Source organism: Pseudidiomarina terrestris, assembly GCF_030466375.1.
GTDB classification, from domain to species: domain Bacteria; phylum Pseudomonadota; class Gammaproteobacteria; order Enterobacterales; family Alteromonadaceae; genus Pseudidiomarina; species Pseudidiomarina terrestris.
In genome coordinates, this window is record NZ_JAGGJE010000005.1 from 100,732 (window position 1) to 125,883 (window position 25,152).

Consider the following 25,152-nt stretch of genomic DNA (forward strand, 5'->3'; position numbering starts at 1 on the left):
TTTTAATTATTTTGCAACAATTAAATACTATAAATTACGGCAGGCGGGGCAGACTAGTCGAAACTCTGCTTTCGTGGTAGTCTTTCGCGCTAAATCGACCCTAAATTTTACCCTGATAAGCAGCAGTAGGAAGTGTTCATGAGTATGACCAGCGCAGAAGTCCGTGAAGCGTTTTTGTCCTATTTTGCCGACCGTGGTCACCAGCGCGTGGCATCGGCATCATTGATTCCCGGTAACGACCCGACCTTGTTATTTACTAACGCAGGTATGGTGCCGTTCAAAGATGTGTTTCTTGGCGATGAACAACGTGATTACAGCCGCGCGACTTCCTCGCAGCGCTGCTTACGTGCTGGGGGCAAGCACAACGACCTTGAAAATGTGGGCTATACCGCACGCCACCATACATTTTTTGAGATGCTGGGTAACTTTAGCTTCGGTGATTACTTTAAACGCGAAGCGATCCAATACGCCTGGGATTTTCTGACCAACGTGCTGCAGCTTCCGCAAGAAAAACTTTGGGTGACAGTATTTACCGAGGACGATGAAGCCTACGCTATCTGGGCCAACGAAATTGGTGTACCTGAAGATCGCATTTCAAGAATCGGTGAGAAGGATAATTTCTGGGCCATGGGCGACACGGGGCCCTGTGGGCCATGCTCGGAGATCTTTTACGATCACGGCGCTGATGTTTGGGGTGGTCCTCCGGGAACTCCAGAAGAAGACGGTGATCGTTACATTGAGATCTGGAACCTGGTTTTTATGCAATACAACCGCCAGGCGGACGGAACTTTGCAACCTTTACCGAAGCCTTCGGTCGATACGGGCATGGGGCTCGAGCGCATTGCTGCGGTGCTGCAGGATGTCCATAGTAACTATGAGATTGATCTGTTCCAGGCGCTGATCAAAGCAGCGGCCGAAATCATCGGTACTGAGGATCTCGATAGCAAATCCTTGCGGGTCATCGCTGATCATATTCGCTCCTGCAGCTTCCTGATTGCAGATGGCGTTCAGCCTTCCAATGAAGGGCGTGGTTACGTGCTGCGTCGTATCATCCGCCGTGCAGTTCGTCACGGCAACATGCTTGGGGCTCAGGGTGCTTTTTTCCACAAGTTAGTACCAGAGCTGCTGCGCCAGATGGGCGCTGCTTATCCAGAGTTGCAGACCAAAGAAAAAGTGATTACTGACGCCTTGCTGCGAGAAGAAGAACAGTTCGGTAAGACGCTTGAGCGTGGTCTGGCCATTTTAAATGACGCATTGGCAGACCTGCAGGGGTCAGTGATTCCGGGAGATGTGGTGTTCAAGCTTTACGACACTTATGGCTTCCCAGTTGATTTAACCGCCGATATTGCACGCGAAAAAGAGCTCAGCATCGATGTTGAAGGCTTTGAGCAGGCGATGGAAGCACAACGTAAACGTGCACAACAGGCTTCTCAGTTCGGCGTCGATTACAACGAACGCCTGAAATCCTCTCACCGTAGCGAGTTTACTGGTTACGATGCTACTGAAGGCGCCAGTGAGGTGGTTGAACTATTTGCTGAAGGTAAACAGGTCGAGAGTTTAAAGCCTGGACAGCAAGGGGTGGTGGTGCTCTCTGCCACGCCGTTTTATGCTGAAAGCGGTGGTCAGGTCGGTGATATCGGACGCTTCACTGCCAACGGCACAGTCTTTACCGTTGAAGATACGCAATACATTGGTAAGGCTATTGCCCACCATGGCAAAGCCGCGGCAGAACTGCGGGTTGGTGATAAAGTTGAGGTCGAGATTGATAGCCAGCGGCGCGCAGCGATTAAACGCAATCATAGTTCAACGCACCTGCTGCACGCTGCACTGCGTAACATCCTGGGCGAGCACGTGACGCAAAAAGGCAGCTTGGTGAATGCTGAGCGATTACGTTTCGACTTTTCTCATTTTGCCGCCCTGACGGCGGAAGAAATCGATGCCATTGAGCTGCAGGTCAATGAGCAAATTTTTGCCAATCATGAATTGAAGACCGCTCTAATGCCGATTGAAGAAGCCAAGCAAGCTGGCGCAATGGCTTTATTTGGCGAGAAGTATGACGACGATGTCCGGGTGGTACGGATGGGCGATTACTCTATGGAGCTTTGTGGCGGAACCCACGTTTCCCGCACAGGTGACATTGGTATGTTCCGCATCATCAGTGAAGCAGGGATCGCCTCTGGCGTTCGTCGTATCGAAGCCGTAAGTGGTTTACCTGCAATGCGCCATACCCAGCATCAACAACAGCTGCTACGTCGCAGTGCTGGCTTGTTAAAAGCCGACCCAGCGCAATTACCTGAGCGTCTGCAGCAACAACTGGACCGCACTAAAGGGCTCGAGCGTTCACTGGCCGATTTGCAACAGCAACTGGCTGCGCAGGCGGGGGGCAGCCTGCTGGATAATGCGTTAGAGATTGGCGGTGAAAAAGTGATCCTGGCAGAAATCGATAACGTAGAACCCAAAGCATTACGCGGAATGGTCGATGACCTGAAAAACCAGATGGGTCGTGGCATCGTTGTACTGGCGCTGGCGAACGACAACAAGGTGAGTCTGATTGTTGGCGTGACCAAAGATTTAACGAGCAAGGTAAAAGCGGGTGATATTGTCAATGTCGCTGCTGCTGAAGTCGGTGGTAAGGGCGGAGGTCGCCCGGACATGGCGCAGGCAGGTGGCACTGACAGTAGTAAGATCAAGGACGCTCTGGCAGCCGCACAGACACGCATCGAGGAGTCGTTACGATAAACGGTCGTTTTGTTACCACCAAGGTGCGCAATCTAACTGTCATGGTTCAGATTTCCTTGCTAGAATGAAAGTTGCATGACATCCGGTGAGGATTCATGCAATCTGATGAGAATAATTCAGGCTGGTCGTGTGGTGTTTTCTCATGGATGCCCACACAAACAAATAGTAGGGAAGGAGCAGGTATAATGTTGATCTTAACCCGTCGCGTGGGTGAGACCTTAATGATTGGTGATGAGGTCACAGTCACAGTATTGGGTGTCAAAGGGAATCAAGTGCGCATTGGTGTAAATGCGCCCAAGGATGTCTCAGTGCACCGTGAAGAAATCTATATGCGGATTCAGGCCGAGAACGAAGATAAGCCTGAGTCGTCAGACTAGTTTACCCCTGCACAAAAGCTGATGACTGTTCATCAGCTTTTTTGATCTATAACCTGTCAAAATGACGAGTTCTGTGGGAATTTTGCTCGAGATGTTTAAAAATCCCACAAACACACCGCAAAACTAAAAAAATCGTTTGACATTATTGTCAGTGCCGCTAGAATTCATCGCCACAAGTAAGCGGTGAGGTGGCCGAGTGGCTGAAGGCGCTCCCCTGCTAAGGGAGTATAGGGTTTGTAGCCCTATCGAGGGTTCGAATCCCTCCCTCACCGCCATTTGTATCTTGCAACGCGCTCGTAGCTCAACTGGATAGAGTACCTGGCTACGAACCAGGCGGTTGGAGGTTCGAGTCCTCCCGAGCGCGCCACTTGCAAGCCATATCAGATTTAACGACGCGCTCGTAGCTCAACTGGATAGAGTACCTGGCTACGAACCAGGCGGTTGGAGGTTCGAGTCCTCCCGAGCGCGCCATTTCCTAGATGTCTACCTGCTGTATTTCCTTGATTTATACCTTCTATATAGTCAACTAAGGCTTACGCATCAGAAAGTTGTGTTATTCTGCTTTTAAGTTACGCTTATTTAAATGGCTCAAAAAGCAGGTTAATCACGATGCAGCAGCAACTCTCAGAAGCACTCACTATTATGCTCACGGGCATGATCACCGTGTTTGTTTTCCTTACGCTCCTCTTACTCGCAATGCACGGCTTACGCCGCTTTGTCGGTTCTGAAGAGCAGCCCACTGCAGCTCGTACAACCACCACTAAGCATAGGGATGCAGGTCATTCAGGCCAACGAATTGCCGCTATCACAGCTGCCGTACATGCCTATCGGCGCGAGCACGAGTAAATCCCCTAAAGAGGAGTCCAAGGATGACAAAACCATTAAAGTTAACCGAATTAGTTCTGCGTGATGCGCATCAATCGCTACTGGCGACCCGGATGCGTCTGGACGACATGCTGCCGATTGCTGAGCAGCTGGATAACGTAGGTTATTGGTCAATGGAGTCTTGGGGTGGAGCAACTTTTGATGCCTGTATCAGATATCTGGGGGAAGATCCCTGGGAACGCATTCGTGAGTTAAAAAAGGCCATGCCGAAGACGCCACAGCAAATGCTGTTGCGCGGTCAAAACTTGCTCGGATACCGGCATTATGCCGACGATGTTGTGCGTCGCTTCGTTGAGCGGGCAAAAGAAAATGGCGTTGATGTGTTTCGTATCTTTGATGCGATGAACGACGTTCGCAATCTGGAAACCGCAATTAAAGCCGCCAAGGACGTCGATGGCCATGCGCAGGGCACGATGGCTTATACGGTCAGCCCAGTCCACACCCTGGAGAAATGGGTTGAGATGGGTAACGAACTTGCGGATTTAGGCTGTGATTCACTGTGTATTAAAGACATGGCGGGATTATTACGCCCCCAGGCAGCTTATGACCTGATTACGGCCTTAAAAGAGGCCACAGGCTTGCCCATTGCCATGCAGTGTCACGCGACCACCGGTTTGAGCACCGCAACCTACCAGAAGTCTATCGACGCCGGTGTCGACATGCTGGATACCGCGATCTCTTCAATGAGTATGACCTATGGCCATTCTGCTACAGAAACCATAGTGGCAATGACTGAAAATACCGATCGTGATACCGGACTTGATTTGGAAAAGCTGGAAAATATTGCCAGTTATTTCCGCGAGGTGAGAAAGAAATACGCACAATTTGAGGGCTCACTGAAAGGCGTCGATGCGCGAATTCTGTTGGCGCAGGTCCCCGGGGGCATGCTGACTAACATGGAAAGCCAGCTGCGTGAGCAAGGTGCCGCGGACAAGTTCGATGAAGTATTAGCAGAGATCCCGCGGGTTCGTGAAGACCTGGGTTTCATTCCCCTGGTGACGCCAACCTCACAGATCGTAGGTACCCAGGCGGTATTAAACGTACTGACCGGCGAACGCTATAAGTCGATTTCGAAAGAGACCAAAGGTGTGCTTCGGGGTGAGTACGGCGCAACAGCGGCGCCTGTCAATAAAGAACTGCAGGCCAAAGTGCTGGACGGGGATGAGCCGATTACGGTAAGACCTGCGGATTTAATCGATGACGAAATGGATAAACTGACCGAGGAATTGCGGCGGCATAAAAAAGAAAAGTCTTTGCGCATTGCCGACAATGAAGTGGATGACGTGTTGACCTACGCACTTTTCCCACAGATTGGTCTGAAGTTCCTCGCCAATCGCGATAACCCTGATGCATTTGAACCTGAACCGCAGGCGGACACAAGTCCTTCAACGGCGCCAAAGGCTGACAAACCTGCACCGGCCAGCAAAGGTGAAAAAGCAACTTACAAAGTTAAAGTGGATGGCAAGAGCTTCACTGTGGAAGTGGGGCCTGCCGGAGAGGTAAGTACGACAGAAACCGTCACCGAGGAAAGTGATAGCAGCACCAGCGACGCTGCCGTGATTAGTGCTCCGCTTGCTGGAAATGTATTTAAAGTGCTGGTGAAGCCGGGTCAGGAAGTCGAGGAGGGTGAGGTACTGATTATTCTCGAAGCCATGAAGATGGAAACTGACATCAAAGCTGACCGAGCTGGGGTTGTAGCAGAGGTTAGCGCGCGCGAGGGCGACAGTGTTGCCGTCGGCGACAGTCTGCTAAGCCTGGAGTAACAGCAGCATGGATCGTTTATTAACTCTGTGGGATAGCACCGCACTCTCTGCCTTTACCTGGGGCCAGGCGGCGATGATGTTCGTCGGGGCATTATTGCTTTATTTAGCGATCAGTCGCAAATTTGAGCCTTTGCTCTTGTTGCCTATCGGTTTTGGTGCAATTTTAGCCAATATTCCACTGGCGGGCTTTACCGAGCCAGGTGGTATTTTGTACTACATCTATGTGGTCGGGATTGATACTGGGGTGTTCCCATTGTTGATTTTTATGGGGGTTGGCGCCATGACCGATTTCGGCCCCTTGCTTGCGAACCCGCGTACACTCCTGCTTGGTGCGGCAGCGCAGTTCGGTATTTTTGCAACCCTGTTTGGTGCTATCGCGCTAAATGCGGTTCCGGGTTTTGATTTTTCATTGCAAGACGCCTCAGCCATTGCGATCATCGGCGGCGCAGACGGACCCACGGCAATTTTTCTGGCGTCCAAATTAAGTCCGGACTTGCTTGGTGCAATTGCCGTTGCAGCCTATTCCTATATGGCGCTGGTGCCTATCATCCAGCCGCCGATAATGCGCTTGCTGACGACCAAGGAAGAGCGTGCCGTCAAGATGGAGCAGCTGCGTCAGATTGGGCGACGAGAGAAGATTCTATTCCCACTTGCTGTACTGTTTTTAACTTTACTGTTTCTTCCTACAGCGACGCCGCTGGTGGGAATGTTCTGTCTGGGTAACCTGATGCGTGAGGCTGGGGTAGTGGAACGCTTAAGCAAGACAGCGCAAAACGAGCTCATTAATATCGTCACTATCTTCCTTGGTTTGGCGGTGGGCTCGAAGTTATCCGCCAGTGAGTTTCTTACCCTGGAAACTTTGGGGATTCTGGGTTTAGGGGCAGTTGCATTTAGTATCGGCACCGCCTCAGGAGTATTGATGGCGAAGCTCATGGCGAAACTAAGTACAGCTCCGATTAACCCGTTGATCGGTGCGGCAGGAGTCTCTGCGGTGCCCATGGCGGCTCGAGTGGTGAATAAAGTGGGGCTGGAAGCGAATCAGAATAACTTTCTGCTGATGCACGCCATGGGACCTAATGTTGCTGGTGTATTAGGTTCTGCCGTAGCCGCAGGTATCCTGCTGGCTCTGGTGGGGTAATCAGCCCGAACCCGGCGGCAGTGTTAAAACTGCCGTCCGGTGATCCACATCAGCAATGTGTAGACCAGCGCGATGAAGGCGCTGACGATAAGAATATAGATGAAGCCTTTACGTCCCTGTGAAAAGGTATGCCCATTTGCCCGTAAATACATCCACCAGATCAGGCATAACACGACCGGAATTAAAAACAAAAAACGAATCATAATGACCTACTTGGTTTGTGGTTGACGTTTAACCCAAAGTTCCAAATCAGAAGCAGCTAATGCAGCCTGCTCCAACATCGGCCCTAGCCGGGTGATATGGTCAGCGACTTGGTCAAGCTCAGCGTTTTTCATTGCCTGCTCCAGTTGGGTGGCAAGCCGCTCAACACCAAGTAAGCCGAGGTTTGCAGCTGACCCTTTTAAAGTATGAAAGTAACGGCGCGCCTCTTCATGCTGGCCTTTACTGATAAAATCAACGACCTTGAGCGGCGCCTGATCATAGCTTTCATGCAAACGCCTGACTAATTCAGTATACAGCGTGACATTATGATTTAGACGCTCCATAGAAGCCTGGAAGTCGATATCATGATGTGTTGGATAACGCCGTTTGGTTTGCTCCGCAGTGCCGTCTGAACTCTCGTACAGAGCATCTGAAGATTTTAAACAATCGCGGCGGCACCACTTCTCAACCGCTTGTCTTAATTTTTTCTCATCAATGGGCTTGGCTAAGTGATCTTGCATACCGGCGGCCAGAGACTGTTCGACATCTTCGGTGGCACTGTTCGCCGTCATGGCGATAATTGGCACTCGCTCATAGGAGTACTGCGCGCGAATAGCTCTGGCCGCTGTATAGCCGTCCATGACCGGCATCTGGATATCCATCAGCACCAGGCCATATTCATGGCGCTCAACATTTTCTAATGCTTCAGCACCATTATTGGCCACTTCAACTTGTAAACCAAGGTGCTCAAGCATTTCTTTCGCGATGTGCTGATTAATATCATTATCTTCGACCAGTAACACTCGGGTTCCGGTCAGCTCTGCAAGTTTTGCTTGCTGACAATTCTCCTGCTGCTTGGGCCGGATCGCGAATACTGAGGCCAGCGCCCGAATCACGCTATTACTGGTATAAGGTTTCAGAAGCTGCTCTTTTACACCCAGCTCACGAGCGCGCTCGATCAGTTCACTGGCATGGTAACTGGTGGCCAGAATGCACGCTGGCGCAGCCGGCTGTTGCACTATCTCTTCACACAGGTCAATGCCGTTCATCCCTGGCAGCTGCCAGTCGATAATACAGACATCATAGGTCTCTGAGTTCATCGCTGCACGCGCTTCTTCGGCGGTTCTAAAACTGCTGACTTGCATCTGTATGCTGCGCAGCATATCGCTGAGCATTTCCCGGGTGGTCAGGTTATCCTCGACAATCAGCACCCGCTTACGTGCGAGGGCAGTGAGAATATCCTGCGGAATGCGCTGCTGTTTTGGCTGCTGTAATGGTAACTGGAGCTCAATAAAGAAGGTTGTTCCTTGTCCTTTGCTGCTGATGACCCCGATACCGTGCTCATTCATTAGCTTGACGATTCTCTGGCTGATGGCAAGCCCCAGACCTGTGCCGCCATATTTCCGTGTGGTCGAGGTATCGGCCTGGGTAAAAGCCTGAAACAGGCGAGCCCGTTGCTCTTCGTCCATGCCAATACCGGTGTCGGTGACGGACAAGCGCAGAAATAAATGCTGATCCGTTTCATCAAGTTTCGTGACCGACACGACCACTTCGCCATGCTCGGTAAACTTGATTGCGTTGCTGACCAGATTGACCAACACCTGATTCAGGCGTAACGCATCGCCGATTAACCGAGTCGGCAGATTGGGCGGAAGTTGGATAATAAACTCAAGGTTTTTATCATGGGCCCGGTAGGCAAATAGATCAGCCAGATTACCCAGCACTTCCTCGAGATCGAACGGAATCTGTTCGATGGTAAGTTTGTCAGCCTCGAGCTTAGAGAAGTCGAGTAGGTCGTTAATAATACCGAGCAGAATTTTCGACGAGCCTTCGATTGACTTCAGGTAACCCTGCTGTTTTTCGGTAAGCTCAGTTTTCAGGCAGAGCTGAGTCATGCCCAGAATGGCATTGATTGGGGTGCGGATCTCATGGCTCATGTTGGCGAGAAATTCACTTTTCGCCTGATTGGTCGCTTTGGCAGCTGCAATCGCTTGCTCCATGTCAGCAAGTTCGCGGAGGTGCTCGTTATCAGCTTGTTTCTTGTCCGACGCCATGTGGTGTGCAGCCATTGTGTTTAGGAAACTGTTGTCATGATGCCACGCAATGATAAATTCGCCAAGTCATGAAACTGACTCAAATTATGCATAGATCATGGACGTAGCGGCTTATAAACAGTAAGCTTTGCATCATCTAACGCGGAAGTAGTGATGGGCAGGAATCAGTTTGCAGACAACTCTGTTGAATACACTTAAGCACTTAAAATCACAATCGAATCAGGCGGATTTGCGGCGCTTCCAGCGCGGCATTGAGCGTGAGTGTTTGCGTATTACACCGGCAGGGAAACTTGCTGCGACAACGCATCCTATCGAACTGGGCAAGACGTTGACACACCCGCATATCACCACTGACTATGCTGAGATGTTGCTTGAGTTTATTACCCCCGTGGCGACAGATATCCAGGTGACACTTGATCAGCTGACGGACATTCACAGTTACACCTACCGTTATATGGGTGAAGAACTGATGTGGCCACTGAGCATGCCGTGCTTTGTCGGAGATGCCACAGATATACATATAGCGCGCTATGGTGACTCCCATAGCGGCCACATGAAAAATCTGTATCGGCAAGGGCTGACCTATAGATACGGTGGCGGCATGCAGATCATCGCTGGCGTACATTTTAATTTCTCGATTCCGCAGGCGATGTGGGAAGCGCTCGCCGCACAAGATGGTGAAACGCTGACGGCAGACTATATCTCTGCTCGCTACTTTGGTCTGATCCGTAATTACAAACGCCTGTGCTGGATGATCCCTTATCTGTTTGGTGCTTCTCCGGCAATTTGTCAGTCATTTTTAGAGCACACAGATGGCGCCATGGAGCTGAAAAAGCTTGGCAAAGGCACTGTGTACCGTGAGTTTGGCACGGCGCTGCGAATGAGTGATCTTGGCTACACCAATAAAGAACAAGCTGACTTACAGATCACCTACAATTCTTTAAACGACTATGTCACGCGTTTGCGCCGGGCAATTACTACGCCCTCACAGCGATTCGCTAAAATTGGCGTGAAAGAAGTGAATGCCGATGGCACTCCGGACTACCGCCAGCTGAATGCAAATATTTTGCAGATTGAAAATGAATTCTATTCCCCCATCCGGCCCAAGCGCGTGACCCTAAACGGGGAAACCCCGACTCAGGCACTAGAGCGTGGTGGCGTTGAATACATTGAAGTCAGAGCCCTGGATGTTAATCCATTTAGTCCCATAGGTATTACCGAAGGGCAAATACGCATGTTGGATATGCTGTTACTGCACTGCCTGTTGAGCGATAGTCCAGAACTTAACTGGGACGAGCAGCAAGCGACGGAGCGTAACTTTAATAAAGTTGTGCTGGACGGGCGCGATCCGCGCTTAAGCCTGAACGACCGCGGCTATGACCGTGCTATTGCCGACTGGTTGGAAGAGATTTTCGCTGACTTGCAAAGCATCGCAAAATTCCTTGATGGCGAGCAGGGGCAAAGCTATCAGGAAACCGTGGCAGAGCATTATCAAATGGTGCTGAATCCAGAGCTGACCTTATCTGGTCAGATGTTACGTATTCTGCGCGATGAAGATCTGGATAATAGTTATTTCGGTTTGCGTCTGGCGAAACAGTATCGACAGGAACTGCAACAACCGTTGCGTTATTTTTCTGAAGACGAATTTTCCAGCTGGCGCGATGCTTCAATTGCCGAGCAGCAGGCACGTGAGGATGAGGATAGCGGCACCTCGTTTGATGACTATCTGAAAACTTATTTTGAGAAAGCCCGCTGTACCGCCGCGGAGTGCGGCTCATCATGACGGCGAAAGTCAAAGCCATCGTCAGCGGCTGTCTGCTGGCTGTATTGGCTGGCTGTGCTTCAGCTCCGCCTGAACAACCGGAAGATTTGTGCGAAATCTTCTATGAGAAACGTGACTGGTATGATGCAGCTGCTGACATGCAGGAGCGTTGGGGCGTACCTATCCAGGTGCCGATGGCAATGATGTATCAGGAAAGCTCATTCAAGCACGATGCAGTGCCACCGCGGGATTATTTATTGTGGATTATTCCCTGGGGCCGGGTCAGTAGTGCCTACGGTTACTCCCAGGCAAAAACCCCCACCTGGGATGATTACGAACGCGAAACCGGCAATAGCTGGGCCTCGCGGGACTCCTTTGCCGACGCCATCGACTTTATGGGCTGGTTTATCGACAAAAGTCAGCGTATTAATGGCGTCTCAAAATGGGACGCATACGGGCAATACCTGAATTATCATGAAGGTTGGGGCGGCTATAAGCGTCAAACCTACCGTTCTAAGGCGTGGCTGATGCGCACCGCCGAAAAGGTCAAGCAACGCGCCGGGACCTATGGCGCGCAACTGCGTAGCTGCGAAGATGATTTGCAGAAAGGCTGGTTTTGGCGAATGTTTTTTAGCTAACAGCAGAACGCTCTGAGTTAACTGAAGAGGTTCTGCTGTTCCAGATGTCGCGATTCATTCGGAATGAATCGAATTTGTTTTACCATACTCTCACTGCATTCCAGGACTTCCAACGCGTAACCATCAATGCGCAGGCACAGCGGATGTTGCGGAATATCACCCAGTAATTCAACGATCAGACCGCTTACGGTTTTCGGACCGCTGGTGGGGAGCTCCCAGTTCATCTCTTTATTGAGTTCGCGGATGTTGGCAGTGCCTTCAACAATAAGCGACCCATCTTCCTGCGGACTCACCGACTCACTTGGAGTGGGGGCGATGTTCGTCGTAAAGTCTCCGACAATTTCTTCCAGAATATCTTCTAAAGTGACCAGCCCCTGAATGTCGCCGTATTCATCGACGACCAGGCCAATGCGCTCTTTGTTATGCTGAAATTTGAGCAACTGTACGTTCAGCGGGGTACCTTCAGGAATGTAATAGATCTCCCGCGCCGCACGTATCAATTCAGCTTTATCTGCATCGCCGCTGGTTTTGGTGACAATCTGCATAATATCCCGGGCATGCAGGAACCCAATAGCGTCATCGATCTCGCTGCGATAGAGCAACAAGCGGGTGTACTGTGCCTGAGATAACTGTTTAATGATGAGCTTAATATCATCCTGGACGTCGATGCCGCTAATCTCCGCCCGGGGAATCATAACGTCTTCGACGGTGACTTTTTCCAGATCAAGAATACTGAGCAGCATGTCCTGGTGGCTGCTCGGAATCATGGACTGAGCTTCATTGACCACGGTACGCAATTCTTCGGAGCTTAGAGCATCATGGCCCAAAGTGGTATTCGGATTGATCCCCAGCAGGCGCATAAAGCCATTGGTGATAAAGTTCACGGCGGCCACAATAGGGTACATGAGGGTCAGCAGAGGCTTCAGGATCAGCGAGCTTGGAAAGGCCACCCGTTCCGGATGTAGTGCTGCGATGGTTTTAGGCGTGACTTCAGCGAAAATCAGCACCACCAGGGTCAGTGCAAAGGTCGCAACAACGATTCCTGCATCACCAAACCAACGAATACACAGTACTGTCGCTATCGCCGATGCGGCAATGTTGACCAGGTTGTTACCGATCAGAATAAGGCCGATGAGTCGATCAGGACGGTCGAGCAGATACTGAACACGTTTCGCGCCGGCATGGTCTTGTTGCGAGAGGTGGCGCAAACGATAGCGGTTGACTGACATCATGCCAGTTTCCGAACCTGAAAAATACGCCGAGAGAAACAGTAAGAGACCCAGAATCATAAGCAGGGTCGACGTGGCTATTTCGTCCAAGAAATTTACCTATATTGGATACTTGAATGCCTAATTTAATGAGCTGCGCTGACAAGTCAAGTTTGGCATTGAGTTTTCTTACCCGGGAAGACCTTTAGTTCAGCAAAACATCGCGCACGAAACGACTGCCGAAATAGCCCAGACTTAAGATGATACTGGCAACCACACTTGCCACTACCAGGCTGCGTCCGCGCACTTGCTGTACACCATGGAGGATGACGACCGTCAAGTAAATAGCTGCGGCAATTAAGCTCAAAACAGTTTTGTGGCTCTGCCCCTGAGCGAACATATCATTGAGGAAAACAAAGCCGCTGCCAATGGCAATAAAAAGTAACAGGGTGCCGGTACTCAGTAAACGAAAAAAGTAGCTCTCCACCACCATGAGTGGTGGCAGGTAACCTGACAGCGCATTCATCCGGTGGTTTTTTAACAGGTAGGTCAGGTAAAGCAACTGTACCGCATACAAGGTCGCTAACATGAGGATGGCATAGGCAAGCAGGCTCAGGACGATATGTATGACCAGACCATGGCTCTCGGCGATATTTGCCCCCCAGCTGGCTGGGCTCAGCCACAAGATAATGCAGCTTACCGCGGCAAACAAATAGATGACCGGACGTAGAACCAGACCACTGTTGCGGTGCGCACGAAAAAGCGCAAACAACGCTAATAAAAACGCCACCGCACTTAAGCTACTGGCAACGTTTAAATGGTCAAAGTCGTCGCTGGCGAGGTAACTCCATAACAAGATGCCGTGACTCAACACCGCAGCTACTGCCACGCCCCAGGTCAGGGTGTTTGGCGCTTTAGCAGTTGCTAGCTGACGCCACATAACGCCGGCACTGGCACAGTAGAGGAGCAGAGTTAAAAGGAGAAGGATCAGCATCAAGGTTCCCACAAATTAAGTTTTAACTTCTTGAGATTGTTCATCAAGTATATGCATTGTCGTGACGAAACCCAATAGGATGGCGAAACTTTGCTTGAATTACGATATACTCAGCGCAATATCATTGTCAGCTAGCAGTAGATGGACAGTATCCCATGTTTGAGAATTTAAGCGACCGCCTGTCGCAGTCATTAAAAAACATTACCGGCCGTGGCCGACTTACCGATGACAACATCAAAGACACGCTGCGCGAGGTCCGTATGGCCTTGCTGGAGGCCGATGTTGCCTTGCCGGTGGTGCGTGAGTTTATTAAGCGGGTAAAAGAGCGCGCGGTAGGCACCGAAGTGAATAAAAGCCTGACGCCTGGCCAGGTGTTCCTGAAAATTGTTCAGCAGGAACTCGAGCATGCCATGGGCGAGGGCAATGTACCACTTAACCTGGCAACTCAGCCGCCAGCAGTTATTTTAATGGCGGGCTTGCAGGGTGCCGGTAAGACGACCAGCGTCGGTAAACTTGCTCGATATTTGCGGGAACGCGAGAAGAAAAAAGTATTAGTGGTGTCGGCTGACGTTTATCGTCCGGCAGCGATTAAGCAATTGGAGACGTTGGCGCAAGAAGTTGAGGTGGAATTTTTCCCATCGTCAACTGAGCAGAAGCCTGTGGCGATTGCTGAAGCTGCCATTAGCCACGCGCGCAAGAAGTTTATCGATGTGGTTTTGGTCGATACCGCGGGTCGTACGGCGATTGACGAAGCCATGATGACCGAGATCAAAGACTTACATAGTGCCATCAAACCGATCGAAACCTTGTTTGTGGTCGATGCGATGACGGGTCAGGATGCCGCGAATACGGCCAAAGCCTTTAATGAAGCACTCCCCCTGACCGGTGTCATACTGACCAAAACCGATGGTGATGCGCGTGGTGGTGCGGCGTTATCAATCCGTCATATTACCGGGAAGCCGATTAAATTCCTGGGGGTGGGCGAGAAGAACACAGCACTTGAGCCGTTCCATCCGGAACGTGTTGCGTCGCGCATACTGGGTATGGGCGATGTGATGTCGTTGATCGACGAACTGGAACAGAAAGTCGATCGTACCAAAGCTGAAAAAGTCGCGAAAAAAGTCATGAAAGAAGGGAAGTTTTCCCTCGAAGACTTTCGCGAACAGCTGGCGCAGATGCGCGACATGGGCGGCATGATGGGCTTAATGGATAAACTGCCTGGAATGGGCAAGATGAGCTCTCAGGTCAAAGGTCAGCTCGACGACAAAATGACGGTGCGCATGGAAGCTATTATCAGCTCGATGACGCCAAAAGAAAGAGAATTCCCAGACTTGATCAAGGGTTCACGGAAACGCCGCATCGCCGCCGGTTCGGGAACCCAGGTGCAGGATGTCAATAAGCTGCTCAAACAGTTTATGCAAATGCAGAAAATGATGAAGAAAATGAAAGGCGGCGGCATGGCTAAGATGATGCGTAGCATGGGCGGAATGGGTGGCAAAATGCCACCAGGCATGTTCCCTAAACGCTAGAGAATACTTGCATTCGACGGAAAAATCGGTAGAATTGCCGGGCTCTTCGACCCCGGTCGGAGGTTTTTCTATTTACTTAACATTATAAAACTGTATCGAGGAACGTAATGGTAACCATTCGTTTACAACGCGGCGGCGCTAAAAAGCGTCCATTCTACCAGATGGTAGTAACCGACAGTCGCAATGCCCGCGACGGTCGTTTCATTGAAAATGTAGGCTTCTTCAACCCGCTAGCGCGTGGTCAGGAAGAGAAATTACGTGTCGATTTAGAGCGTGTTGACCACTGGGTTGGTAACGGCGCAACTTTATCTGAGCGTGTTTCTAAGCTTTTAAAAGATGCGCGTAGCGCAGCTTAATTTGACGGTTTGAAGGGTAGCTATGAATCATCCTGCTGAATACGTTGTCGTTGGCCAGTTAGGCGCGGTGTACGGGGTAAAAGGCTGGATTAAAGTTCAAAGTTACACGGACGACGTTGAAGCCATATTTGATTATCACCCTTGGCAAATTCGTCAACAAGGGCAAGTGCGGGACGTTACTGTCGATGAATGGCGTCGACATAATAAAGGACTGATCGCCAAATTAGCCGGTGTCGATGATCGCGATGCTGCGCACTTGTTTACAGGTGCCGACATAGTGATTAGCGCCGAGCAATTGCCCGAATTGCCAGCGGATGAGTTTTACTGGCGCGATTTGATTGGTATGACGGTCGTAAACACCGACGGTTATAACATGGGAGTCGTTGACCAGTTGATGGCCACAGCATCGAATGATGTGATGGTGGTGAAAGCGAATAGTAACGATGCGTTTGGTCGCTCTGAGCGTTTGATTCCGTTTATTCAGAGTCAATACATTCAGAACGTCGACAAAGAAAACAAACGTATTGTTGTGGACTGGCCGTCGGACTTTTAATGGCTGCGAAACTACAGGTTGGCGTAATTACGCTATTTCCTGAAATGTTTCAGGCGATTTCCGACAACGGTGTTACGGGTAGAGCAGTTCGCGATGGTTTGTTAGACATAACGTTGACCAATCCCCGCGATTTTACTCAGGATAAGCATCGCACCGTAGATGACCGCCCTTATGGCGGTGGGCCTGGCATGTTGATGATGGTACAACCGCTCACTGATGCGATTGCTGCTGTCAAACAACAGTTAGGAGCCAGTACCAAGGTGATTTATTTATCACCTCAGGGTCGCAAACTTGATCATGAAGGTGTGCGTGAGCTTGCTGAGAATGACAAGTTGATCCTAATCGCCGGTCGCTATGAAGGCATTGATGAGCGCGTCATTATGCGCCACGTCGATGAAGAATGGTCGATTGGAGATTACGTGTTAAGTGGTGGCGAGTTGCCCGCAATGGTCATGATTGACAGTGTGGCGCGCTTGATTCCGGGGGTTCTCGGTCATCAGGACTCAGCAACAGAAGATTCTTTTGCGGCTGGATTACTCGATTGTCCACACTTTACACGGCCTGAAGTTTTAGATGGTGAGGCGGTGCCACCGGTATTACTGAGTGGTAACCACGAACAAATTAGACGCTGGCGTCTGCAGCAGGCTCTCGGTAGAACCTGGCTAAGACGTCCAGAATTATTAAATAACCTAGCTCTGACTGACGAGCAGCAGGCGTTACTGGAGGAATTTATTCACCAGTATCAAGCTGAATCTGATTCGGGTAGTTAATCTAGGCAAGTGAGGCTAACATGGCAAAAGTAAGTCACAATTTGATCAAAGCGATCGAAGACGAACAAATGAAATCAGACCTTCCGGACTACGCTCCGGGTGATACAGTGGTCGTTAATGTTAAGGTTGTTGAAGGTAACCGTGAGCGTGTTCAGGCATTTGAAGGCGTGGTTATCGCAAAGCGTAACCGTGGTTTGCACTCTGCATTCACGGTTCGTAAAGTGTCTAACGGTGAAGGCGTTGAGCGTACTTTCCAGGTACACAGCCCGATCATCGACAGCATTGTTGTGAAGCGTAAAGGTGCGGTACGTCGTGCTAAGCTTTACTATCTACGTGAGCGTTCAGGTAAATCTGCGCGTATCCGCGAGAAGCTGTCTTAAGCTCCGGCTTAACGAAAGCACTGAAAAAACCCGCCACTGGCGGGTTTTTTTATGCCCAGAATCAGGCACAATGTGAGCATGCGCTTAATTTAGGAGTCATTATCGTGTCTGAACCTTCCACAGCAACCCCTGAGGTACGTTTACAGCAGTTACGTGAAGCTATTGATGAGACCGATAATGCTTTGTTGAATCTGCTTTATCAGCGTAAACAGCTGGCTGCTGAAGTGGGTGTGGTCAAGCGTGCCATGGGCCAGCCTCTTTATGTGCCTGAGCGCGAGGCGAAATTGCTTGAAGCGAGACGCGAAGAAGCCGAAAAAATAGGGCTGTCACCGGATTTAATCGAAGATGTGCTGCGACGGATTATCCGCGAATCCTATCACCAGCAACAGGCGGCTGACGTACACCTGGAACAAAGAACCATTGTGGTGGTCGGTGGTGACGGTGCTTTAGGTAGGTTGTTTGTCGAGCGCTTCCGTGAAGCCGGGGCGACAGTCTATAGTCTGGATCAAGGCGATTGGCACCGCGCAGAAGAGTACTGCCATGCCGCAGATTTAGTGCTGGTAAGCGTTCCCATAGCGGCAACAGAGGAGGTGATTGCTAACCTGCCAACATTACCAGAGCAGTGTATTCTCGCCGATGTCACCAGTGTCAAACAAAAGCCTTTGCAGGCCATGCTGGCGCAGCATAACGGCCCCGTTGTTGGCTTGCACCCGATGTTTGGACCACAGGTGGCAACACTCGCCAAACAACTTATCGTAATTGCTGAAGGCCGCCAACCTGAAGCCTATCAGTGGTTGCTGGACACGCTTGCCCGTTGGGGGGCGCAACTCTATACGACCACCGCTGCGCGTCATGACGAAGCCATGGGCTTTATTCAGGTGATGCGACACCTCTCAACTTTTGTTTACGGCGCTCATCTGGCAGAGGAGCGCGCTGACTTGCAGCAGTTACTTGATTTGAGCTCTCCGATTTACCGGCTTGAACTGATGATGGTAGGGCGCTTGTTTGCCCAAAATGCAGATTTGTATGCTGATATTATTCTGGCTCATCCTGAGAATTTCGCCATGCTACGGCGTTACCTCAAAACCTTTGATGAGTACTTAGCTGCACTGGAAGCTGGAGATAAATCGAGGTTTGTCGAAAAATTTGCCGAAGTAAGCTCCTACTTCGGCGAGTTCTCGCAAAAATTTCTGGAAGATAGTCAGCGATTACTTGCCAGTGCCGGCGATGCGCATCAGCTCAGTCAAGTCGCTGGGCGCTAACGGCTTTTGTAGCAGCTTATTAATGCCTGCCGCTTCGCATTCGGCCTGAAATTGTTCGGGTTTGTGACCCGATACCATGGCGGCGACAGGTGTCGCATCACCCAGCTGGTCATGAACTTTGCAATACAGCTCGACCCCGTTAAAATCGGGTAGCTCGTGATCCAGCAAGACTAAGTCGGGGCGCTGCTCGATAATTAAATCGAAAGCTTCCTGACCGGTTAGAGCTGTTTTAACCTTAGCGTCCGGAAAGTGCGCGAGCATTGCTTTCATCACTTCGAGTGAAATAATATCGTCATCAACAATGACTACATTAACTTGGCTGGTCGTCATGGCTACCTCCTTAATGACTAGGTCTCTTACAGTAGCAAACTAACAGCAAAAACGGTATTCGCAAACGGAGCTTTGGGATGGTTAAGGTCTGGGATAGTTTTATACGTGGTTATCACTGGTTACTGGTCGTAGCTATAGGCGGCTTGTGGTGGACTGCTGAAAATGCCTACATGGAGTGGCACTTGCGTATTGCTATTGGTGTCGGCGCTTTAATGCTGGCGCGAATGATGTGGGGCGTGGCCGGAAGCCCTAACGCCCGCATCGCCACCTTTGTCAAAGGCCCCCGTGCATTTTGGCAACACCTGAAAGAGCTGCGCAGTGGCAACTATCAAGCGGGCAAAACCCATAACCCTGTCGGTGGTTGGGCCGTGCTGCTTTTATGGTCGTTGATTTTTGTGCAATTGGGAACCGGACTGTTCGCCACCGACGAAATCTTTTTCTCCGGTCCGTTGGCGAGTCTTGTCAGCAGTGAGACCCAGAGCCAGTTGACGGATATTCATAAGTTGAACTTCAACGTACTGCTCACTTTTATTGGCGTACATGTTGTCGCTATTCTGGTCTACCGTCTGCGCGGTGAGAATCTGCTTGGGTCTATGGTGCATGGCAGACGCAAGCTGGAGCAGGCGCCGCGCTTGTATGCCAGTGGTTGGGCCTGGCTAATGGCAGCCGTGCTGGCCACCATTGCCTGGTATTATTGGGGTTAGTCTTAGTCTTTGTACTGATCGTGACAACCTTTGCAGCTTTTCGCCGTGGTCATAAAGGCATCGCGCATCTGTTGTTGATCGCCAGTTCTTGCCGCGGCAAGCAGATTATCGGCGTCGGTTTGCAGTTGTTGGGCGCGCTCCTGAAAATCTTCCCAGTTGTCCCAGATGGCCGGCAGCGCATCAGTATTAGCGCCTGGCATGGCTCCTTCTTGCGCAAATCCCACCCAAGGTACCGAGGCCATTTTTGCGACCACTTCAGCGCGCTCGTTAAAAATGCTGAGATCAAATGGCATGTCGCCTTTGAGCATATCGCCCATATAGGCAAAGTTATTCTGCATCACTGAGAGTGCTTTTTGACGGTACTCTACGGCTTTATCGGCGTCGTTAAACGCGTGCTGTGCAACGACCGTGGCACTGGCCAGGGTGGCTGCGACGATTAATGAAGTGCGGATGGCTTTCGAGAACATCTGTGTTTTCCTTATTGTTGCTGTTCGAAGTGACTTCTTAACAGATACTACAACGCTTTACCGACTTAACTAAGCTGTTTATCCTTTAAAGGATTGCTTTCAGCTTATCCCTGCCGTTAATGTAAGCTAAGTAAGATGTCAGTAAAAACCATAACACAAACACAGACCAACCTTATAAAGGGGACGCCGATGATTAGCAGTAACCGCCTCAGCAAGTTGGCGGTTGCGATGTGTGCAGCGCTTCCAGCGCTGGTATCAGCATCGCAAACCACCACTGTGCAAGGGTTGCACGACAACTCATCTAGCTATGTCGCACTGCAAAATGCGACGATCGTGACCGAGCCCGGAACAACCATTGAAAACGCAACACTGGTTATTCGCAACGGCAAAATCGAACGCATCAATACTAACAACCGTGCACCCGAAGGTGCTCGTGTGGTCGATTTGTCAGGACATACAGTGTATCCAGGCTTTATCGACGCCTACAGTAATTACGGCGTTCCTCAACCGGAAAAACAGCAGCGCGGGCCGTGGTTCTCGACGCGACCTGAATATAACAATAAGCGTGAAGGTGGCAATGCCGCGAATGACGCTATTCACGCCCAGGTGCAGTGGGTCGATAACGCTGCGAGCGATAGTAAGAGCGCTCAAGATTACATTCAGCAAGGCTTCACCGCTGTCCAGAGTGCCCGTTTAGACGGTATCTTCCAGGGGCAGGCGGTCACCTTGTCGTTGGCAGATAAAATCGTCAACAACGTGGTGTATCAAGCCCAGGGACGTCACTTTGGTTCCTTCGATAAAGGCACATCACAACAGCAGTATCCGAACTCGCTGATGGGGTCGATTGCCTTGATTCGCCAAACGCTCTCTGACGCCAACTGGTACGAGCAAGCCTATGGCAAAGATGCCTACAACGGTCCTGTCGAATACAACGCGGCGTTAGCTGAGTTAGGGCCGGTCGAGCAAGAGGGCTTCGTTTTTACCGTTTCTGACGATAAGTCGCTATTGCGTGCGCACACTGTATTCAGTGAGTTCGACGTACCTGTAACCTATGTCGGCTCGAACTTTGAGTACGCGCGTCTGGACGCGATTAAAGCGACTAATTCGACGCTGATCCTGCCACTAAACTTTCCGGCTGCACCCGATGTATCGGGGGTTAACGATCACCTGGATGTTGAGTTGGCAGACTTACGTCACTGGGAGCGGGCACCAGGTAACGCGGCAGCCCTGTCGGCGGCCGATATCGACTTCTCTTTTACTTTACATCAGTTGAAAAAAGCGGATGAGTTCTGGCCCAATCTGCGCAAAGCCGTGCAGCATGGGCTAAGCAAAGATCGCGCTCTGGCCGCGCTGACAACAGTTCCGGCACGTATTGCTGGGGTTGCCGATAAGGCCGGTAAAATTGCCCCCGGCTACATGGCTGACTTCGTGGTTGCCGAAGGCGACTTGTTCACCTCGGGGACTATCAAGTCTGTTTGGTTGCAAGGTGAAGAGAAAGAACTGGCGCCATTACGTAAAGCCGACTTTAACGGTTCGATTGCAGCAACTATCGCCAATCAAGCGGTGACCTTTGAACTCAAAGGCGACGACAAAGTCGGTGGCGAGCTGGTGATCGGTGACACCCGTAGTAAGTTACGTTCCAGCCGCCGTGACGAAAGCAAGCTGTCCTTTGTTGTGGATACAGAGTTCGCTGGCGTTGCCGGCACCTGGCGCATGCAGTTGGAACAAACAGCTGAGCAAAACTACGCTGGCGTCGCAGTAGGCCCTGATGGCCGTGAGTTAACTTTCAGCGGTAGCCGTGACACTGCGGAGCAGATGACTGCCGAGAGTGAAAAGAGCGCTGATCAGGCCCATACCGACTATGTCAGCCGTTTGACCTATCCAAACGTTGCCTACGGACTCGATGGCCTGCCTGAGCGGCAAAACCTGCATATCAAAAACGCAACAGTATGGACTGCAGACGAGCAGGGCATTCTCGAGCAAGCTGATATTCTGGTTCGCGACGGTCAGTTCTACCGCGTCGGCAAAGATCTGCGTACGCCATCGGGCTATACCGTCATCGACGCAACTGGCATGCACGTCACGCCCGGTATCATTGATGAACACTCTCATATCGCCATTGATCGTGGCGTTAACGAAGCGTCTGAAGCTATCACTTCAGAAGTTCGCATCGGTGATGTTGTCAATCCTGATGATATTCACATCTACCGGTCCTTAGCTGGCGGTACTACTATGGCGCAGCTTTTGCACGGCTCGGCAAACCCTATCGGCGGTCAGGCACAAGTCATTAAACTGCGCTGGGGTGCAACCGCAGACCAGATGAAATTTGACGCCGCACCACCGTCGATTAAGTTCGCATTGGGTGAGAACGTCAAACAAAGCCGTTATCCATCGTGGTTGAGCACACGTTATCCGCAAACTCGCATGGGTGTTGAAACGCTGATGCGTGATGGCTTTACCGCCGCGCTGGATTATCGTGAGCGGATGCAGGCCTATGAAAAGTTAAGCCGCAGTGAGCGTGCCAAAACAGCACCACCTCGCCCGGATTATCGTCTGCAGACCTTGCTGGAAATCCTCGATCGCGAGCGCTTTGTGCATGCACATAGCTACGTGCAATCAGAAATCCTGATGTTACTGCGCCTGGCGGAAGACTTTAACTTTACCCTGACCACCTTCACGCACATTCTGGAAGGCTACAAAGTAGCGTCAGAAATGGCGAAACACGGTGCCGGTGGTTCCTCTTTCGCAGATTGGTGGGCGTATAAATTCGAGGTTTATGATGCGATTCCGCAAAATGCCTGCCTGATGTCTGAAAAAGGTGTCTTAACCAGTATCAACTCAGACAGCAACGACTTGCAGCGTCGTCTTAACACTGAAGCTGCCAAGTCAGTTACCTACTGTGGTATGTCTGAGCATGAAGCCTTAAAAATGGTCACTTTAAATCCAGCGAAGCAGCTCAAAGTCGACCAATATGTGGGTAGTATCACTGAAGGTAAGCATGCTGACTTCGTCATTTGGAACAACCATCCATTGAGTTCTTATGCACGGGTTGAACAGACCTGGATCAATGCGCGTAATTTCTTTGATCGTGAGCGTGACCAGGTATTGCGTGCCGAGTTGCAAGATGAGAAGCAAGCATTGATGCAGAAAGTATTGGCTGATCCTGCGGCAAGCAATGGCGCGGAAAATGGCTACAAGCGTGAGCAACCTAGCTGGCATTGCGATACTGAGCATGACACATGGCTACAAACCTTTACTGCGCATAGCCACGGAGGACACTAATAATGAAAAAACTAATGACAGCAGTTGCTGCTGCTAGCCTTACCCTGAGTGCTGCAGCGCATGACATTGTTCCTGGTGAGCCGCAGCAGCAACCGATTTTGTTGCAAGGTGGAACTCTTTACACCATTACCAATGGTATTAAGCAAGACACTGATTTATTGCTGGTTGACGGCAAAATTAGTGCCATGGGCAAAAACCTTGCGACTCCGGAAGGCGCGCAGGTGATCGATGTCACAGGGAAACATTTGTATCCTGGCGTCATTGCCATGGATACCACCCTGGGTCTGAAGGAAATTGAAGCAGTTCGTGCGACTGAAGACTCCGACGAAACCGGCGCCGTCACCCCTGAGGTGAGCGGTCATGTGGCTTACAATCCGGACTCCGAAGTTATACCGACCATTCGTTATAACGGTATTTCGCACGCGCAGATCGTTCCTCAGGGCGAGCTCATCACGGGTCGTTCAAGCCTGTTGCAGTTGGATGGCTGGACGTATGAGGATGCGGGCGAGCGCCTGGATATCGGTGTTCATGTGAACTGGCCACGAGTGGGTGTGAGTAACTCCTGGTGGGAGACGCGTTCACCCGAGGAGCAACGTAAAGCAAATGCGGAAGCGCGTAAGAACCTTAAACGTGCCTTTATCGAAGCAAAAGCCTATTACGATGCCAAGCAGGCCGGTGAGTTAAAAGGTACCGATTTGCGCTGGGAAGCTATGCTCGGACTGTTCGATGGCAGTGGCATGCTTTTCGTACACGCGGACGACCAACGTCAGATCCAGGAAGCTATGGAACTGACCAAAGAGTTTGGCTTTGACTGGGTACTTATGGGGGCTCGTGACGCCTGGCGTATGGCTGATGAGTTAGCTGCCGCCGAGATTCGTGTCGTGTATGGCGCGCCATTTGGCTTGCCAACGCGGCATGACGAAGCCTTCGATCAGGCCTTTTCGACGCCAGCAACACTGGCACAAGCAGGCGTAGACTTTGCCATCAGCTATCCGGGCTACTGGGATGTGCGTAACCTGGCGTTTGCCGCGGGCAATGCAGTTGCCTATGGTCTTGATAAAGAAGCTGCACTGCGGGCAATTACTTTGACGCCAGCTGAGTTTATGGGCGTTGCTGATCGTGTCGGCTCACTGGATGTGGGTAAACAAGCCACTGTGGTTATTTCTGATGGCGACTTGTTAGACCCGATCGGACAAAAGGTCGATATGTTATTTATTGAAGGGCGGCTGGTCGATTTAAACAATCGTCACTTGCAACTCTATAATAAATATCAGCAAAAACCTTAAGCAGAAAGTTAAGAAAAAAGCCGGTTCAGCGAAACCGGCTTTTTTTATGAATTTCTCCGTATAATTGGCGGCTGAGGCTTGTGTTTGCCGCTTCGTGTTGGCACTATTCACAACTGTCTAATCTAATAATAACAAGGTAAGTAGGTGACTAATGTCGATCACTCGTCATGTTTCAAATGATGGCAAAGAGCTCACTATTGCAGTGCACGGCAAATTCGACTTTGGCCTGGTCCAGGAGTTTCGTCGCGCTTACAGCTCAGTTGGCGACGAAAAGCCTACGGTCTACATCGACTTACGTGAAACGGAATACCTGGATAGCTCAGCTTTAGGGATGCTGCTTAATATGCGCAAAGCCTTGAGTGATGGGGTCAAAGGTATCCACATCATTAATAGCCGTCCCGAAGTAAAAAACATTCTCGATATTTCACGCTTCGACAAATTGTTTACCATCGAATAACAATCACCTTGCAGAGG

At 50.7% G+C, this 25,152-nt stretch carries 23 protein-coding genes and 3 tRNA genes; 20 read left to right on the forward strand and 6 right to left on the reverse strand.

What is annotated here, in order from left to right:
• Window positions 1–138: 138 nt before the first annotated feature.
• The 8 genes from alaS to J6J28_RS11160 all read left to right on the forward strand — a co-directional run bounded on the left by alaS (window position 139) and on the right by J6J28_RS11160 (window position 6,902).
• Window positions 139–2,739, forward strand: coding sequence for an alanine--tRNA ligase (gene alaS, locus J6J28_RS11125; protein ID WP_301721773.1), 2,601 nt, complete (start codon window positions 139–141; stop codon window positions 2,737–2,739).
• Window positions 2,740–2,924: 185 nt separating this feature from the next.
• Window positions 2,925–3,116, forward strand: coding sequence for a carbon storage regulator CsrA (gene csrA / locus J6J28_RS11130; protein WP_301721775.1), 192 nt, complete (start codon window positions 2,925–2,927; stop codon window positions 3,114–3,116).
• A 182-nt stretch (window positions 3,117–3,298) separates the two neighbouring features.
• Window positions 3,299–3,391, forward strand: a tRNA-Ser gene (locus tag J6J28_RS11135).
• A gap of 15 nt (window positions 3,392–3,406) precedes the next feature.
• Window positions 3,407–3,483: transfer RNA gene (locus J6J28_RS11140), tRNA-Arg, on the forward strand.
• 27 nt (window positions 3,484–3,510) lie between these two features.
• A tRNA-Arg gene (locus J6J28_RS11145) sits at window positions 3,511–3,587 on the forward strand.
• A gap of 138 nt (window positions 3,588–3,725) precedes the next feature.
• The gene (locus J6J28_RS11150; RefSeq protein ID WP_301721777.1) at window positions 3,726–3,962 is read left to right on the forward strand and encodes an OadG family transporter subunit; all 237 of its coding nucleotides are present in this window, start codon (window positions 3,726–3,728) and stop codon (window positions 3,960–3,962) included.
• A gap of 23 nt (window positions 3,963–3,985) precedes the next feature.
• Window positions 3,986–5,764: a sodium-extruding oxaloacetate decarboxylase subunit alpha gene (gene oadA / locus J6J28_RS11155; protein WP_301721778.1), complete on the forward strand. Its 1,779-nt coding sequence runs from the start codon at window positions 3,986–3,988 to the stop codon at window positions 5,762–5,764.
• Between the two features lie 7 nt (window positions 5,765–5,771).
• Window positions 5,772–6,902 (forward strand): sodium ion-translocating decarboxylase subunit beta, encoded by a 1,131-nt coding sequence (locus J6J28_RS11160; protein WP_301721779.1) that lies wholly within the window; start codon window positions 5,772–5,774, stop codon window positions 6,900–6,902.
• A gap of 23 nt (window positions 6,903–6,925) precedes the next feature.
• Here the strand turns inward: J6J28_RS11160 and J6J28_RS11165 are convergent, their stop codons facing one another.
• On the reverse strand, window positions 6,926–7,105 hold the full coding sequence (locus J6J28_RS11165; protein ID WP_301721780.1) for a hypothetical protein: 180 nt from the start codon (window positions 7,103–7,105) through the stop codon (window positions 6,926–6,928).
• A 6-nt stretch (window positions 7,106–7,111) separates the two neighbouring features.
• Window positions 7,112–9,157 (reverse strand): response regulator, encoded by a 2,046-nt coding sequence (locus tag J6J28_RS11170; RefSeq protein WP_301721783.1) that lies wholly within the window; start codon window positions 9,155–9,157, stop codon window positions 7,112–7,114.
• Window positions 9,158–9,326: 169 nt separating this feature from the next.
• Here J6J28_RS11170 and gshA point away from each other — a divergent pair, with 169 nt between their 5' ends.
• Complete coding sequence (gene gshA / locus J6J28_RS11175) at window positions 9,327–10,940, forward strand: glutamate--cysteine ligase (RefSeq protein WP_301721785.1); 1,614 nt, start codon at window positions 9,327–9,329, stop codon at window positions 10,938–10,940.
• The gene (locus tag J6J28_RS11180; protein ID WP_301721786.1) at window positions 10,937–11,557 is read left to right on the forward strand and encodes a transglycosylase SLT domain-containing protein; all 621 of its coding nucleotides are present in this window, start codon (window positions 10,937–10,939) and stop codon (window positions 11,555–11,557) included. The genes gshA and J6J28_RS11180 overlap by 4 nt, the downstream gene beginning before the upstream one ends.
• Before the next feature lie 17 nt (window positions 11,558–11,574).
• On the opposite strand, the gene J6J28_RS11185 is transcribed toward J6J28_RS11180, so the two are convergent.
• Both J6J28_RS11185 and J6J28_RS11190 read right to left on the reverse strand, forming a co-directional pair.
• Window positions 11,575–12,876 (reverse strand): HlyC/CorC family transporter, encoded by a 1,302-nt coding sequence (locus tag J6J28_RS11185; protein ID WP_301721787.1) that lies wholly within the window; start codon window positions 12,874–12,876, stop codon window positions 11,575–11,577.
• A gap of 94 nt (window positions 12,877–12,970) precedes the next feature.
• Entirely contained in the window at window positions 12,971–13,759 is a 789-nt protein-coding gene (locus J6J28_RS11190) for a cytochrome C assembly family protein (RefSeq protein WP_301721788.1), read from the reverse strand.
• Between the two features lie 155 nt (window positions 13,760–13,914).
• Between J6J28_RS11190 and ffh the strand changes: the two genes are divergently transcribed.
• The 6 genes from ffh to tyrA all read left to right on the forward strand — a co-directional run bounded on the left by ffh (window position 13,915) and on the right by tyrA (window position 18,609).
• The gene (gene ffh / locus J6J28_RS11195; RefSeq protein WP_301721792.1) at window positions 13,915–15,288 is read left to right on the forward strand and encodes a signal recognition particle protein; all 1,374 of its coding nucleotides are present in this window, start codon (window positions 13,915–13,917) and stop codon (window positions 15,286–15,288) included.
• A 107-nt stretch (window positions 15,289–15,395) separates the two neighbouring features.
• Window positions 15,396–15,644, forward strand: coding sequence for a 30S ribosomal protein S16 (rpsP, locus tag J6J28_RS11200; protein ID WP_301721794.1), 249 nt, complete (start codon window positions 15,396–15,398; stop codon window positions 15,642–15,644).
• A gap of 22 nt (window positions 15,645–15,666) precedes the next feature.
• Window positions 15,667–16,197: a ribosome maturation factor RimM gene (gene rimM, locus J6J28_RS11205; protein WP_301721795.1), complete on the forward strand. Its 531-nt coding sequence runs from the start codon at window positions 15,667–15,669 to the stop codon at window positions 16,195–16,197.
• Window positions 16,197–16,967: a tRNA (guanosine(37)-N1)-methyltransferase TrmD gene (gene trmD / locus J6J28_RS11210; RefSeq protein WP_301721796.1), complete on the forward strand. Its 771-nt coding sequence runs from the start codon at window positions 16,197–16,199 to the stop codon at window positions 16,965–16,967. Before rimM ends, trmD begins: the two co-directional genes overlap by 1 nt.
• A 20-nt stretch (window positions 16,968–16,987) precedes the next feature.
• Complete coding sequence (gene rplS / locus J6J28_RS11215) at window positions 16,988–17,347, forward strand: 50S ribosomal protein L19 (protein ID WP_301721798.1); 360 nt, start codon at window positions 16,988–16,990, stop codon at window positions 17,345–17,347.
• A 104-nt stretch (window positions 17,348–17,451) separates the two neighbouring features.
• A complete protein-coding gene (tyrA, locus tag J6J28_RS11220) occupies window positions 17,452–18,609 on the forward strand; it encodes a bifunctional chorismate mutase/prephenate dehydrogenase (RefSeq protein WP_301721799.1) in 1,158 nt (385 codons plus the stop codon).
• Here tyrA and J6J28_RS11225 read toward each other — a convergent pair.
• The gene (locus J6J28_RS11225; RefSeq protein WP_301721800.1) at window positions 18,556–18,939 is read right to left on the reverse strand and encodes a response regulator; all 384 of its coding nucleotides are present in this window, start codon (window positions 18,937–18,939) and stop codon (window positions 18,556–18,558) included. The genes tyrA and J6J28_RS11225 overlap by 54 nt on opposite strands.
• Before the next feature lie 77 nt (window positions 18,940–19,016).
• Here J6J28_RS11225 and J6J28_RS11230 point away from each other — a divergent pair, with 77 nt between their 5' ends.
• Complete coding sequence (locus tag J6J28_RS11230) at window positions 19,017–19,643, forward strand: cytochrome b/b6 domain-containing protein (protein ID WP_301721802.1); 627 nt, start codon at window positions 19,017–19,019, stop codon at window positions 19,641–19,643.
• 2 nt (window positions 19,644–19,645) lie between these two features.
• On the opposite strand, the gene J6J28_RS11235 is transcribed toward J6J28_RS11230, so the two are convergent.
• Window positions 19,646–20,110, reverse strand: coding sequence for a c-type cytochrome (locus tag J6J28_RS11235; protein ID WP_301721805.1), 465 nt, complete (start codon window positions 20,108–20,110; stop codon window positions 19,646–19,648).
• A gap of 189 nt (window positions 20,111–20,299) precedes the next feature.
• Here J6J28_RS11235 and J6J28_RS11240 point away from each other — a divergent pair, with 189 nt between their 5' ends.
• The 3 genes from J6J28_RS11240 (at window position 20,300) to J6J28_RS11250 (ending at window position 25,135) form a co-directional block, all read left to right on the forward strand.
• The gene (locus J6J28_RS11240) at window positions 20,300–23,392 is read left to right on the forward strand and encodes an amidohydrolase family protein (RefSeq protein ID WP_301721806.1); all 3,093 of its coding nucleotides are present in this window, start codon (window positions 20,300–20,302) and stop codon (window positions 23,390–23,392) included.
• Between the two features lie 2 nt (window positions 23,393–23,394).
• A complete protein-coding gene (locus J6J28_RS11245) occupies window positions 23,395–24,678 on the forward strand; it encodes an amidohydrolase family protein (protein ID WP_301721808.1) in 1,284 nt (427 codons plus the stop codon).
• Window positions 24,679–24,829: 151 nt separating this feature from the next.
• Window positions 24,830–25,135 (forward strand): STAS domain-containing protein, encoded by a 306-nt coding sequence (locus J6J28_RS11250; protein ID WP_301721810.1) that lies wholly within the window; start codon window positions 24,830–24,832, stop codon window positions 25,133–25,135.
• Window positions 25,136–25,152 lie beyond the last annotated feature (17 nt).

Bases quoted from the DNA above. Each gene is read 5' to 3' on its own strand.
- alaS (WP_301721773.1), top strand. From the start codon at position 139: ATGAGTATGACCAGCGCAGAAGTCCGTGAAGCGTTTTTGTCCTATTTT.
- csrA (WP_301721775.1), top strand. From the start codon at position 2,925: ATGTTGATCTTAACCCGTCGCGTGGGTGAGACCTTAATGATTGGTGAT.
- J6J28_RS11150 (WP_301721777.1), top strand. From the start codon at position 3,726: ATGCAGCAGCAACTCTCAGAAGCACTCACTATTATGCTCACGGGCATG.
- oadA (WP_301721778.1), top strand. From the start codon at position 3,986: ATGACAAAACCATTAAAGTTAACCGAATTAGTTCTGCGTGATGCGCAT.
- J6J28_RS11160 (WP_301721779.1), top strand. From the start codon at position 5,772: ATGGATCGTTTATTAACTCTGTGGGATAGCACCGCACTCTCTGCCTTT.
- J6J28_RS11165 (WP_301721780.1), bottom strand. From the start codon at position 7,105: ATGATTCGTTTTTTGTTTTTAATTCCGGTCGTGTTATGCCTGATCTGG.
- J6J28_RS11170 (WP_301721783.1), bottom strand. From the start codon at position 9,157: ATGGCGTCGGACAAGAAACAAGCTGATAACGAGCACCTCCGCGAACTT.
- J6J28_RS11180 (WP_301721786.1), top strand. From the start codon at position 10,937: ATGACGGCGAAAGTCAAAGCCATCGTCAGCGGCTGTCTGCTGGCTGTA.
- J6J28_RS11190 (WP_301721788.1), bottom strand. From the start codon at position 13,759: ATGCTGATCCTTCTCCTTTTAACTCTGCTCCTCTACTGTGCCAGTGCC.
- ffh (WP_301721792.1), top strand. From the start codon at position 13,915: ATGTTTGAGAATTTAAGCGACCGCCTGTCGCAGTCATTAAAAAACATT.
- rpsP (WP_301721794.1), top strand. From the start codon at position 15,396: ATGGTAACCATTCGTTTACAACGCGGCGGCGCTAAAAAGCGTCCATTC.
- rimM (WP_301721795.1), top strand. From the start codon at position 15,667: ATGAATCATCCTGCTGAATACGTTGTCGTTGGCCAGTTAGGCGCGGTG.
- trmD (WP_301721796.1), top strand. From the start codon at position 16,197: ATGGCTGCGAAACTACAGGTTGGCGTAATTACGCTATTTCCTGAAATG.
- rplS (WP_301721798.1), top strand. From the start codon at position 16,988: ATGGCAAAAGTAAGTCACAATTTGATCAAAGCGATCGAAGACGAACAA.
- J6J28_RS11225 (WP_301721800.1), bottom strand. From the start codon at position 18,939: ATGACGACCAGCCAAGTTAATGTAGTCATTGTTGATGACGATATTATT.
- J6J28_RS11230 (WP_301721802.1), top strand. From the start codon at position 19,017: ATGGTTAAGGTCTGGGATAGTTTTATACGTGGTTATCACTGGTTACTG.
- J6J28_RS11235 (WP_301721805.1), bottom strand. From the start codon at position 20,110: ATGTTCTCGAAAGCCATCCGCACTTCATTAATCGTCGCAGCCACCCTG.
- J6J28_RS11240 (WP_301721806.1), top strand. From the start codon at position 20,300: ATGATTAGCAGTAACCGCCTCAGCAAGTTGGCGGTTGCGATGTGTGCA.
- J6J28_RS11245 (WP_301721808.1), top strand. From the start codon at position 23,395: ATGAAAAAACTAATGACAGCAGTTGCTGCTGCTAGCCTTACCCTGAGT.
- J6J28_RS11250 (WP_301721810.1), top strand. From the start codon at position 24,830: ATGTCGATCACTCGTCATGTTTCAAATGATGGCAAAGAGCTCACTATT.